Genomic DNA, 12,425 nt, shown 5'->3' on the forward strand with positions numbered 1-12,425 from the left:
GGAATGCCGGCCTTCTCCAGATAGGTCGCGATGTCGCCGTTCCACATGTTGTAGGCGAAGCCGGCGGTGTGGGTCATGAGCTGGCGCAGCGTGATCGGCCGGGTTGCCGGGCGCAGTTTGGGTTCGCCGCTGGCGTCGAAACCTTCCAGCACCTGGGGTGCGGCGAGGTCGGGCAGCAGCTTGCCGATCGGCTCGTCGAGCGAAAGCTTGCCCTGCTCGACCAGTTGCATGCCGGCCGCCGTCGTGATGGCCTTGGTCATCGACGCGATCCAGAACACGCTGTCGGTGGTCATGGCATCGTCTTTCGACAGGTCGCGTTTGCCGAACGCGCCCTGGTAGATCACCTCGTTGCCATTGGCCGCCATCGCCACCACCCCGGGAATCTCCCCGGCGTCGCATTTCTGACGCAGCAGCTGATCGATCTGAGCCTGGCTCTGCATGGTCACCTCCCGATATTGTTGATTGAAGCGGCCGATCTTCCCCCCGCCGCCGGTTTCCTGCAAGCGGCGAGAGGACCGAACTGCAACACCCCTCCAGATTTTGCGGTGGACGGGTTGCAATTTCCATGACCATCCCCGATTTCCGCGATAGGTTGAAAATCACGCCGCGCAGCGGAACTTTTTGACGGTAAAGTGTTTGAAAGGCAGCGGAATTTGGTGCTGCCAGCCGCCGGGTTTGATTCAATTGGTGGCGACTTTCTTGATGACGAGGGGGCGACGATGATCTCGACCTGGAGCGAATGGAAGCGGTATCCCCGCGCCGGGCGCGGCGAAAATATCGAGGCGCCGATCTCTCCCGGCATCTATGAAGTCCGCGTGGCCGGTACCGGTGCGCTGCACTCGTTCGGCGCGGTCGATAACGTCGCGGAGGCGCTGGCGCTGCTTACCGCCGGTTCGAAATCATGGTTCGGGCGTCGCGACCCGGCGATCGTGCCCGATCTCGAATACCGTACCTGCGCGACCTCCTCCAAGGCCGCCGCCAAGGCCGCCGCCGAGCGCATGATCGGCCGTCGCGAAACCTATATGAGCGGCGCAGCCTGAGTCGTCTTTCCGGGGCGCGTCACAGACGCGAACCCGGAACCTCGAGATTTCGGGCATGGTCCTGCGGACCACCCGGAATGACAGCTGTGGCTGATGAGCCGATGCATCCCGGCCCGTTTGCGCCTATATCTGGCGCCAAGGCCAAAAAGCATTTCTCAGGAGCAACGCCATGACCCCGAACGCCGCCACTGCCCGCGCCACCTCGTCCTCCTCGCCATCGTTGCGCGACCGCCTGAAGGATCCCTCGCTGCTGCGCGAGCAATGCTACATCGACGGCGCCTGGACCGGCACGCCTTCCAATCCCGTCACCAATCCGGTCAACGGCGTCGAACTGGCCAAGGTGCCGAAACTCGGCACCGCGGAAGCGACGCAGGCCGTCGAAGCCGCCGAGCGCGCGTTTCCGGCCTGGGCCAAATTCACCGCCAAGCAGCGCTCCAATATCCTGCGCAAATGGTTCGACCTGATCATCGCCAACCGCGAGGACCTCGCGCTGATCCTCACCTCCGAACAGGGCAAGCCGCTGGCGGAGGCGCTGGGGGAAGTCGATATCGGCGGCGCCTATGTCGAGTTCTTCGCCGAGGAGGCGCGGCGCGTCTACGGCGAAACCATACCGTCGCAGCGGCCGGACGCGCGGCTGCTGGCGATCAAGCAGCCGATCGGGGTTTGCGGCGCCATCACGCCGTGGAATTTTCCCTGCTCGATGATCACCCGGAAAGTGTCGCCGGCGCTGGCCGCCGGCTGCACCGTGGTACTGAAACCCGCCAACGAGACGCCGCTCACCGCGCTGGCGCTGGTGGCCTTGGCCGAGAAGGCCGGCGTGCCCAAGGGCGTGTTCAACATTCTCACCGGCAATTCCTCGGCGATCGGCAAGGTGCTGTGCGAACATCCGTCGGTGCGCTTCGTCGGTTTCACGGGATCGACCGAGGTCGGCAAGATCCTGTACCAGCAGGCCGCCGCCGGCGTGAAGAAGCTGGGGCTCGAACTCGGCGGCAACGCGCCGTTCGTGGTGTTCGACGATGCCGATATCGACGCCGCGGTGGACGGCGCCATGGTCTCGAAATACCGCAACATGGGCCAGACCTGCGTCTGCGCCAACCGCATCTACGCCCAGGAAGGCATCTACGACCAGTTCGTCGAAAAGCTGTCCGCGAAGGTCGCGGCGATGAAGATCGGCGACGGCACGGAAGCCGGCGTGACCCAGGGGCCGCTGATCAACATGGATGCGATCGACAAGGTCGAGAAGCACATCGCCGATGCGGTCAAGGGCGGCGCGAAGATCGTCACCGGCGGCAAGCGCCACGCGCTCGGCGGCAGCTTCTTCGAACCGACGGTGCTGTCCAACGTCGCGCCCGACGCGCTGGTCGCGCATGAAGAGACCTTCGGGCCGCTGGCGCCGGTGTTCCGCTTCAAGGACGAGGCCGACGTGATCGCGATGTGCAACAACTCGCCGTTCGGGCTGGCGTCGTACTTCTACTCGCGCGATCTCGGCCGGGTCTGGCGGGTCGCCGAAGCCCTGGAGTCCGGCATGGTGGGCGTCAACACCGGCCTGATCACGACCGAGGTCGCCCCGTTCGGCGGCGTCAAGGAATCCGGCCTCGGCCGCGAAGGCTCGCATCACGGCATGGAAGAGTATGTCGAGATCAAATATGTGATGATGGCGGGGATATGAGGCGGCGTGCGGTTCAGCGCCGCAACACCGCGATCATGCGATTGGCGAAGTTCAGGCGCTCGGCCATGACCGAGACGAAGTAAGTCAGCAGCTTCTGGCTGAGCGCCGGGTCGTCGGTCTTTATGGCCTCGAACTGCTCGACGCTCAGCACATAGAGGACGCTGGCGACTTCCGCCTGAATCGTGGCGCTGCGCGGTGCGCGCGAGACGAGGCCCATTTCGCCGATGGTGGTGTAACGGCCGAGACTCCGCACCCGCGTGGTGCGGTCTCCCTCGGCCGGGATCATGATGCCGACCCGCCCGTCCAGAATGAAATGCATCGAATCGGCGGCGGCGCCGGCGCGGACGATGGTTTCGCCGGCTTCCACCTCGATCCGTTCGCAGCGATGCATCAGCGCCACCGCGTCCTGTTCGGTGCCGAGGATCTGGGTAAACCAGTTGCGCAAGCTGACTTCTTCCCGCTCCAGGCCCTGATGCTGCGCGATGATCTCGTTCTCGCATCGCTCCAGCGCATGATCCAGTTCGGGCACGATGCTGACGTCGTCCGAGACGAAACCGCTGGATCGCAGCGCCTTTTCCGCCGCAGGCGCCAGATGCACCAGCACCAGCCGCGTGCCGCGATCATGTGCCGTACGCTTGATCTGGGCGAAACTGTAGGCGGCCGACGAATCGATGCCGGTGACGAGCTTGAAGTCGAACACCAGGAACCGGCATTCCGGATGCCGCGCCAGCAGCGCCTTGACGTGCCGGTACAGGCGGTCGGCGGAGCCGAAAAACAGATAGCTCTGCAAGTTCAGTCCCCGGATGCTGCCGCCATGCGCGGCGAGTACCGCCTGATCGTCGCGCGAACGGTCCAGCGAACTGCGGTACTCCGAGCCGTCAAAGCTGTATTTGATGGAATCGATGCGCGAGGCGCTCAGCGCGAACGTCGCGCAGCCGATGACGACGCCGATCAGGATGCCGGAGATGAAGCCCCATTGGATGATGATGACGATGATCGCCAGCAGCGACAGATACTCGGTCAGCGACAGCCGTCGCCTCGACACCACGATCCATTTGTGCAGCAAGTCGGCGCCGAGATAGATCAGGAGGCCGCCGAGCACGAATTTCGGCATGTAGCCGAGGACGGCCGGGGCCGCGGACAGCATCAGCAACGAGATCGCGGCGGCCGTGAGCCCGGACAGCCGGCCGGTGCCGCCGCTGTTGAAGTTGAGGATGGTGCGGCTCATCGAAATGCAGCCGGTGTAGCCGCCGAATGCGCCCGACAGCATGTTGGCCAGCCCGGTGACCTTCAACTCGCGCTGCAGATCGGCTTCGCGGTGGACGGCGACCTCGATGCCGGTGGTGTTGAACAAGGTGCTGATCGCCGTCACGAAGATGACCGCGACGAAATCGCCGCCGAGGTCGAGCATCGTTGCCCACGGATAGCTGCCGATTTCCGCGCTCCACGGCATCATGAAGCTGACGCCCTGCGGCGGTTGAAAGGTCCAGCCGGCCGGCGAGACACCGAACAGCCAGAAAGCGGCATGGGCGATGATAACGCCGCCTAAAATGATGATCGGCAGCCCAAACGGACTGCGCGAGCGGTGCCAGGTCAGGTAAAGCACCAGCGCCATGGCGCAGGCCGCTGCCAGCTCGGACAGCGTCGAGAGCTTTGCAAACTGATCGAGCGTCGCGAATTGCAGGCGGTAACCGGTGATGACGCCGATGGCGCCCAACAGGATCAGGCAGCCGGTCGCGCCGAGAAAGCCGCCGACCACGGGGTAAGGCACGTAGCGGATCGCCCGACCCATCCGCGTGATCCCGAAGCCGCAGAGCACGATGCCGGTGACGAAGCTGACGAGTGCCAGGGTAACGATGACCGGCGCGAGCAGGGGCGCAGCCGGATCCGTCGCCGCCAGGCGTTCGACCAGCGATGAAGCCAGTATTCCGGACATCGCCGCGGTCGATGTCTCCGGAGCCCCGATCGCGAAAGGCAGTGAACTCCCAACCGCAAGAACAGCGGCAAGAACCGCCGATGCGATGAACGTGGCGGCGAGCCCGTAAGACAAATAGGGCGTCAGAGGACCGGTGAAGATCAACAGCGAATACGACAGTCCGAAGGTGACGGTGAGAAAGCTGGCGGCGCTGCCGCCGATAACGTCATTGAGCGCCGTCCGTGCCTTCGGACCGAAACCTGAAGAACGATTCACCACGCGCGACCTTGTCCCTGCCTTCGGCCATCAGTCGTAGACGACGGCGGCGCGGAGGGACAACAACATTTTATGACAGCAGATAGCTTGGGAAACGATGCGCGCTATCCGTCAACAGCGATAGGGCGAACATCCGGCCGTCCACCGTCAACCTGACGTTCCCGCCGAACCATTAAATTGCAAGTTCGCTGCCGGTCACGCGGCGGTAGGCTTCGAGATAGCGCTGGCTGGTGGCTTCAACGACGCTGGCCGGCAGCGGCGGGGGCGGGGCATCGCCGTTCCAGCGGCCGGCCCGGCGCTCGACATCGAGATAATCGCGCAGCGGCTGCTTGTCGAAACTCTGCTGCGGCCGTCCGGCCTCGTAGGCATCCGCCGCCCAGAACCGCGAGCTGTCGGGTGTCATCACCTCGTCGATCAGGAGAATACGGCCGTCACTGTCCCTGCCGAATTCGAACTTGGTGTCGGCGATGATGATGCCCACTTCGCGGGCCACTTTCTCGCCGAGGGTATAGACGGCGCGGCTCATGCTCTCCAGCTCGTATGCCACTTCTTCGCCCAGAACCTCGCGCATGCGCGCGATCGTGATGTTCTCGTCGTGGCCGGTTTCGGCCTTGGTGGCCGGACTGAAGATCGCGGGCTCGAGTTTTGCGCTCTCCAGCAGGCCGGGCGGCAGCTTCTCGCCGGCCAGCGTGCCCTGCTGCGCGTATTCCTTCCAGGCTGACCCCGAGATGTAGCCGCGGACCACGCATTCGATCGGGAACACCGTGGTGCGCTTGCACAGCATCGCCCGTCCGGCGAGCGAGGCGCGGTGGCCCTGCAGCGCCGGCACCTCCGCCATGATGGCATCGGCGTCGGCGCTGATCATGTGATGATGCACCACGCCCTCGAGCAGTCCGAACCACCATGCGCTGATCTGCGTGAGCACCGCGCCCTTCATCGGGATGGTCTCGGCCATCACCACGTCGAACGCGCTGATGCGGTCGGTGGTCAGCAGCAGCACGCGGTCGTCGCCGACGGCGTAGATATCGCGGACCTTGCCGCGCCCGATCCGGGGAAGGGGCAGGTCGCTGGCGAGCATGGTGGTCATCGGGGTACTTTCAAAGGGGACTGGTCTCGCTTTATCGCGAGAAGCGACGACGAAAGGGATAGCTTACTCCGGCAGCGGAATGAACTCATGCTCGTCGGGAACATGGGCAAAACGGCCGGTTTTCCAGTCCTGCTTGGCCTGCTCGATCCGTTCCTTGCTGGAAGAGACGAAATTCCACCAGAGATGTCGTGGGCCCTCCAGCGCGTCGCCGCCGAGAAACATCATGCGCGTCGGTTTCGTCGTATTGACCGTGATGCGGTCGCCCGGCCTGAAGATCAGCAGCCGCGGCCCCTGATAGCGATCGCCCGCGATCTCGATTTCGCCGTCGACCACGTAGATCGCACGTTCCTCGTGATCTGGGTCGAGCGGCACGCGGATGCCGGCCTGCGCGGTCACCTCGGTGTAGAACCAGGGCGACACCATCGCCACGGGCGACGTCACGCCGAACGCGCTGCCCGCGATCACGCGCGCGGTGAAGCCGCTATCCTGGACGGTCGGCAGGTCGGCGGCGGCGTAATGCTGGAACGACGGCGCGATTTCCTCGGAGGCGGCCGGCAAGGCGATCCAGCTCTGCAAACCGAGCATTTTCTGGCCGTTCGCCCGCTGCACGTCCGGGGTCCGCTCGGAATGCGCGATGCCGCGGCCGGCGGTCATCAGATTCATCGCGCCGGGCTGGATCTCCCTTACATTGCCTTCGCTGTCGCGGTGCATGATGCTGCCGTCGAACAGATAGGTGACGGTGGCGAGCCCGATATGCGGATGCGGGCGGACGTCCATGCCCTTGCCGGACATGAACTGCACCGGCCCGAAATGGTCGAAGAAGATGAAGGGGCCGACCATCTGCCGCTTGCCGTGCGGCAGAGCGCGGCGCACCTCGAATCCATCGCCGAGGTCGCGGGTGCGCGGCACGATGACGAGCTCAAGCGCGTCGCAGGAGAGGGGATCGCCGAGAACGGGATCATCGGAGGGGTGCCAGCTCATGAGGGCTCCGTTGAAGGTTTTGACCATTATCTTGCGCCATCGCCGCAGAGACAAGCCGCCATCCCCGCGAGCAGCGTGCCCAGGATCAAGGAACATTCTGGCGTCGGCGCCCGGCCGGGTTCCTGCACGGCACGGTCCAGCCGATAAGGGCGTCGTCCATGGTCGAAATTGCACACATTTGGAATTTGGATGGCAGATAACCGTGCTACGACGCCGAGACAGATCGAACCTCGTGAATCTACGGATATAAGTCGGGTTCCTGCCGACCTATGCTGATCCCGGCCACCCGAGACAAAGCAGTCGAGCCGCCCTATGACCAACGCTGACGCACAAGTGCAGAAACTGCTTCGCCAGCAGGCGGCGATCGCGAGGTTTGGCAGTTTCGCGCTTCGCGAGCGGGATCTGGACAAAATCCTCGCCGAAGCGGTCCGGGTCTGCGCCGAAGGCCTCAGCGTTCCCTTCAGCAAGGTGTGCCGCTACCGCGCCGAGGAAAACGATCTGCTGATCGTCGCCGGCCATGGCTGGCAGGACGGCGTGGTGGGCAACGTGGTGTCACGGGCCGACCTGAGCTCGCCGCAGGGGCGCGCTTTCATCACCGGCCAGCCATCGATCATCGACGATCTGCAAAAGGCTGAAGGCTTCAAGCCGCCGCCTTTCTACGCCGCGCACGGCATCGTTTCGATCATCGACGTCATCATCAAGGGTGTCGACGATCAGCCGTATGGCATCCTCGAGATCGACAACGACAAGCAGCACGATTACGATCAGTACGACATCAATTTTCTGACGGGCTTCGCCAACGTGCTGGCCGAGGCGGTCTCGACGGTCGCCCGGGGCATCGCCCTGCAGGTTACCGTCGACCGGATGAAGGCCCTCGTCGCGGAAAAAGACCGGCTGCTCCAGGAAAAATTCGTCGCGGACCTGCAGCTTCATCAGGCCCAGAAGATGGAAGCGGTCGGTCAATTGACCGGCGGCGTTGCGCACGACCTCAACAATATCCTCACGGTCATTACCGGGACCATCGAAATCCTCTCCGAAGCCTTCGCCGACCGCCCCGAGCTTCTGGCGATCACCAGGATGATCGACGACGCCGCGGCGCGCGGCGCCGATCTGACCCAGCGCCTGCTTGCCTTTGCCCGCAAGCAGCCGCTGCAGCCGCGCGAAGTCGACGTCAATGCGCTGGTGATCCAGACCGCCAATCTGCTTCGGCCGACGCTCGGCGAGCAGATCGAGGTCCACATGATGCTCGCCGACGACACGTCGCACGCGCTGATCGATCCCAGCCAGCTCACCAATGCGGTCCTCAATCTGGCGCTCAACGCCCGCGACGCAATGCCGGACGGCGGCAAGCTCACCATCGAGACCCGCAACGTCGTCCTCGACGAGGAATATGTCAGCGCCAACAGCGATGTCACGGCCGGGAATTACGTGCTGGTCGCGGTGACCGATTCCGGGCACGGCATTCCCGCCGCGATCCTGAACCATGTGTTCGAACCCTTCTTCACCACCAAGGATGTAGATAAAGGCTCGGGCCTCGGCCTCAGCATGGTCTACGGTTTTGTCAAACAGTCGCAAGGACACATCAAGATCTACAGCGAGGAGGGGCACGGCACGACCGTGAGGATTTACCTGCCTCAGGCGACGGACGCCGCTTTGCCTGCCGAGCAGGCCAGCCAGCCGGGCATGACGGGCGGCGACGAGACCATCCTGGTCGTGGAGGACGACAATCTGGTGCGGACCTTCGTGATCGGCCAAATTCAGAGCCTGGGCTATGCTACGCTGGCGGCGGTCAATGCGAATGAAGCCATGGCCGTTATCGAGGGCCCAGAAAAAATCGATCTGCTGTTCACCGACATGATCATGCCGGGCCCGATGAACGGCCGCCAACTGGCGGACGCCGCACTTCAGCGAAGGGCCTCGCTGAAGGTGTTGTTCACGTCAGGCTATTCGAACGAGGCCATCATCCATCACGGCCATCTCGACGCCGGCGTGCTGCTGCTCGCCAAGCCCTATCGCAAGTCGGATCTCGCCAAGATGATCCGCGCCGCCCTTGCTGCCTGAAGTCGGGTGGCGGCTACGGCGCGTCGCGTCGGCCCGGAGCTATTGCCGGCCGAGCTGCGTGGCCTTGGCGACCCGATCGAATTTCTCCAGCGACAGGATGGCGTCGGCGAACTGGTCGGCGCGGCCGTTCAGCACGGGACGGGCCAGCGTCAGAAACTTCTGCTGCATCGCCTGCGCGTCGGGGAATGATCCGGGCTCGCCGGAGGGGTCGGCATAGAGCCGCTCATGCACGCCATCCTCGGTGGTGATCGAGACCCGCGCGCCGAACGGATGGGTGCGCCCGATTTCCAGACGGTCGTCCTGCACCACATCGAACTTGTCAGCCAGTGCATCGACCGCGGCGTCGCCGAGCCGCTCATAGTCGTCCCAGCCGAACCGTCCCTGATCGAGCGCGACGGCGCCCGTGAAAAACATCGAGAACTGGCCGCCGACGATCGAGGTCGGATGCCGCTTGGTGGCGGCGTCGCCGGTCAGCGTAATGCCGTTGCGGTGCAACCCGATCTCGACCCGCCGGATCTGGTCCGGCGTCAGATTGTGCTCCCGGCGCATCGCGATCAGCGCATCGAGGGCGGCGTGGGTGTAGCGGCAGCTCGGATAGGGTTTGACGCCGATCTTCATGGTCTCGTAGATCTCGCCGAGACCGGCGACCGCCTTGTCGGGATGGGCGTTGTCGCTGTAGCCGACCAGAAGGCCGTGCTTGCCCTCGACCGATTCGGACGAGCCGATGAAATTATTGCGCGCCAGCGTGGCCGCGATCACGCCGTTCATCGCGGCGGCGCCGACCTGGTAGCGCTTGTTCCAGGCGCCGTTGACGAGGAACTGGAGCGAGCCCGCGGCCTGGCTGCCGGAGACGCCGAAGGCGGCGATGATCTGTTGCTGTGACAGTCCGAACAGTTTTGCCGCGGCCGCCGCCGCGCCATAGGTTCCGGCCGTCGCGGTAGGATGGAAGCCGCGCGCGTAATGCGAGGTCGGATCGAGCGCGTTGCCGAGCCGGCAGCACACTTCGTAGCCGGCGACGATCGCGGTGAGCACGTCGCGGCCCGACGCGCCGACCATCTCGCCGATCGCGAACGCGGCCGGTACCACCGGCGCGCTCGGATGCAGCGAGGAATCGGCATGGGTGTCGTCGAAATCGAGCGAATGGCCGAGCGCGCCGTTGAGCAAGGCCGCCACCGCGGGCGTCCAGGTTTTCGCATCGCCGAATACGGTGGTTTCGCCCTTGCCGTCGAGCGCCAGCGCTTCCAGCATCCCAAGCAGCGATTCCGTGGATTCGGCGTCGCGCCGCGCCCGGATGGCGCTGCCGAGAAAGTCCAGCGTCAGCACCTTGGCGCGCGCCAGCACCTCCTGCGGAATGTCGTCGAATTTCAGGTTGGCGACGTAGGCGGCGAGGGTTGCGGTTTCATTGGCCATGTCATTTTGTTCCTTGGACCCGGACCGGCAAACTATTCGCATGATGCCGACTGTTCAAGCCGGGATCATCGACAGGCGGTCGCTATTGTCGGGCCTTCAGCGCCTCGAGCGCGTGAAGGCGCAGCCGCCCGGAATCGCGCTCGCCGCGCGAAGCCTCTTCGAGAATGCTGCTCGACAGCAGCTTCAGGGCGTCCGAGGGGATCCGGAACGGCAATTCGTCGAGGCAGAGATCGAGCGCCGTCGACATCGCCGCGATGGTTTCCGGCGTAAACGCATGGCCGCCCTGCGCCCCCGGCTGGTCGGTGGCCGCGAACGCCGTTTCAGGGTTCTTGCCGTCGCCGAGGCGGGTGGCTTCCGCGAGCACGCGGACGTGGATCAACGCGGCCTCGACCAGTTCGGGCTCCTCAATGTCGCCGGAACGCGCCAGCGCGACGATCCGTGCGGCGAGCCGCCGGCGATTTTCAGCGGTATCGGCCGCGACCCCCTCGATCGCGATGAACCGTTCCCAGACCGCGTCGAAGATGCGCGCCAAAGCCGCTTTGGTATCGTCACTGTCGGAGGGGATGTCGGTGGCTGCCACGAACGTTAACCGGCGGGGGCGCCCTTGGTTCCTGTTGTCGCGATCACCTCGACATCAGCCGCGGCGGGTCAGGCCCTTGCCTTCCATCCGCCAGATCAGCATGTCGATGCGGTCCTGGCCGAAGAACGGCTCGTTCTCGAACACGAAGGTCGGCACCCCCCAGTGACCGGAAGCCGCGTGGCCCTGCTCGTTGCCCGCGATCACCCGTTCGTAACGCTCCGGGTCGGCGGCAATCGCCGCGTCCATGGCCGCCAGATCGAAGCCTGCGGCGCGTGCGGCGCGGGCGAGATGGTCGCCCTCGTTCCAGCCGCTGACCGTGCCGTCCCACAGCACCCGGCTGATCGCTTCGGTAAATTCCAGCGCGCGGCCCTCCAGCTGCGCGGCGGCGCCGAGCCGCGTCAGGCGGTGGATGTAGGGCTGGTTCTCGGCGACATCCAGCGTCGCCATGTCCTGCACGATCGGATCGGGACGGGGAAAGCGGAACGGGATGTTTTCGAACTTGGCAACGCGGCTGGAGTCCAGCACCACGTAGCGGGCGAATTGCGGATTGGCGCGCTTGAAGAATCCGGGCACCCGCACCGCCAGCGGATAGACCGGGCGCAGGTTCACCGTCACGTCATAGTCGGCGACCAGCTTCCGCGTCTTCGGCAGCGCGAGATAGCTGTAGGGACTGCGGAACGAAAAGAACAGATCGACCGATAATGTCATGGAGCCTCGTCACGCCATTGATGGACGCGACCAAAGCACGGGCGCAGCCAGGCGTCCATGCAGGCATGTGGATACAGGGGATGCACGCTATGCGCCGCGTTCAGGCGGTCGCGACCTGCGCCAGCATGCTGCGGACCACGAGCCGGTGGAACGGCAGGATGACCGCGAGATAGGTTCGCCCCAGCCGGTTGTGCGTCCTGACCAGCGTGGTTGCGGTGACCTGCTGGCCGGCGCCATGGGTCGCGACATCGACCACGACGCGAAAATCCAGATGGCTGTCATTGAAGCCGGCGACGAGGCGGTCCGGCGTCTGGCTGATGACCGGAAAGATCCCGATCATGTCCCGGGCCGCGGTGGCCGCGGCACCCGATTTCTTCAGGCCGAACGGCGCCACCAGGATATTGCGCAGGGTCAGCAGCGCGTCGACCCATCGCGGCGCGCGCGCCATCATCCGCTCCGCGGCGCGCCGCGCATCGAGCGCGCGGCCGTCGACCTGGAGGCCGAAGGCATCCGAAAATTGCGCGCCGGCCAGCAGCGCACCGGCATCGACGGCGGGTTTGATCTCGCGCACCTTCATCGCCCCTCCTATCGCAGCGCCAGCCGGTTCGCCAGCAGCCGGAAGCGCAGCACCATCAGCAGTTCATAGACAGCGTTGCCGCAGGACAGCCCGTTCCAGACCCCGATCGCGCTCCATACGG

11 protein-coding genes are annotated in these 12,425 nt (G+C 64.8%); 3 read left to right on the forward strand and 8 right to left on the reverse strand.

Translation table 11 applies throughout. The features are described 5' to 3' along the window. A partial coding sequence (locus tag Q8R73_RS05060; protein WP_305718440.1) for a serine hydrolase occupies positions 1–440 on the reverse strand: 440 nt, incomplete at its 3' end. Positions 441–719: 279 nt separating this feature from the next. On the opposite strand from Q8R73_RS05060, the gene Q8R73_RS05065 reads away from it, so the two are divergent. Both Q8R73_RS05065 and Q8R73_RS05070 read left to right on the forward strand, forming a co-directional pair. Further along, positions 720–1,040 carry a hypothetical protein gene (locus Q8R73_RS05065; protein ID WP_305718441.1) on the forward strand — a complete coding sequence of 107 codons (321 nt, stop codon included), beginning with the start codon at positions 720–722 and terminating at the stop codon, positions 1,038–1,040. A gap of 169 nt (positions 1,041–1,209) precedes the next feature. Continuing rightward, the gene (locus Q8R73_RS05070) at positions 1,210–2,709 is read left to right on the forward strand and encodes an NAD-dependent succinate-semialdehyde dehydrogenase (RefSeq protein WP_305718442.1); all 1,500 of its coding nucleotides are present in this window, start codon (positions 1,210–1,212) and stop codon (positions 2,707–2,709) included. A gap of 13 nt (positions 2,710–2,722) precedes the next feature. Here Q8R73_RS05070 and Q8R73_RS05075 read toward each other — a convergent pair whose 3' ends face one another. From Q8R73_RS05075 to Q8R73_RS05085, 3 genes are all read right to left on the reverse strand, one after another. Further along, on the reverse strand, positions 2,723–4,900 hold the full coding sequence (locus Q8R73_RS05075; RefSeq protein WP_305718443.1) for an SLC26A/SulP transporter family protein: 2,178 nt from the start codon (positions 4,898–4,900) through the stop codon (positions 2,723–2,725). 172 nt (positions 4,901–5,072) lie between these two features. Continuing rightward, on the reverse strand, positions 5,073–5,987 hold the full coding sequence (locus Q8R73_RS05080; RefSeq protein ID WP_305718444.1) for a phosphoribosylaminoimidazolesuccinocarboxamide synthase: 915 nt from the start codon (positions 5,985–5,987) through the stop codon (positions 5,073–5,075). 63 nt (positions 5,988–6,050) lie between these two features. Continuing rightward, on the reverse strand, positions 6,051–6,968 hold the full coding sequence (locus Q8R73_RS05085) for a pirin family protein (RefSeq protein WP_305718445.1): 918 nt from the start codon (positions 6,966–6,968) through the stop codon (positions 6,051–6,053). A gap of 312 nt (positions 6,969–7,280) precedes the next feature. On the opposite strand from Q8R73_RS05085, the gene Q8R73_RS05090 reads away from it, so the two are divergent. Then, positions 7,281–9,029: an ATP-binding protein gene (locus Q8R73_RS05090; RefSeq protein ID WP_305718446.1), complete on the forward strand. Its 1,749-nt coding sequence runs from the start codon at positions 7,281–7,283 to the stop codon at positions 9,027–9,029. A gap of 39 nt (positions 9,030–9,068) precedes the next feature. On the opposite strand, the gene Q8R73_RS05095 is transcribed toward Q8R73_RS05090, so the two are convergent. The 4 genes from Q8R73_RS05095 to Q8R73_RS05110 form a co-directional block, all read right to left on the reverse strand. Then, positions 9,069–10,439, reverse strand: a complete 1,371-nt coding sequence (locus Q8R73_RS05095; protein WP_305718447.1) for an MmgE/PrpD family protein — start codon at positions 10,437–10,439, stop codon at positions 9,069–9,071. Positions 10,440–10,521: 82 nt separating this feature from the next. Further along, positions 10,522–11,019 (reverse strand): hypothetical protein, encoded by a 498-nt coding sequence (locus tag Q8R73_RS05100; RefSeq protein ID WP_305718448.1) that lies wholly within the window; start codon positions 11,017–11,019, stop codon positions 10,522–10,524. Positions 11,020–11,073: 54 nt separating this feature from the next. Then, positions 11,074–11,727 (reverse strand): 2-hydroxychromene-2-carboxylate isomerase, encoded by a 654-nt coding sequence (locus Q8R73_RS05105; RefSeq protein ID WP_305718449.1) that lies wholly within the window; start codon positions 11,725–11,727, stop codon positions 11,074–11,076. Between the two features lie 100 nt (positions 11,728–11,827). Further along, the gene (locus Q8R73_RS05110) at positions 11,828–12,304 is read right to left on the reverse strand and encodes a DUF2867 domain-containing protein (protein ID WP_305718450.1); all 477 of its coding nucleotides are present in this window, start codon (positions 12,302–12,304) and stop codon (positions 11,828–11,830) included. Positions 12,305–12,425 lie beyond the last annotated feature (121 nt).

This window comes from Bradyrhizobium sp. (assembly GCF_030697065.1).
GTDB lineage: Bacteria > Pseudomonadota > Alphaproteobacteria > Rhizobiales > Xanthobacteraceae > Bradyrhizobium.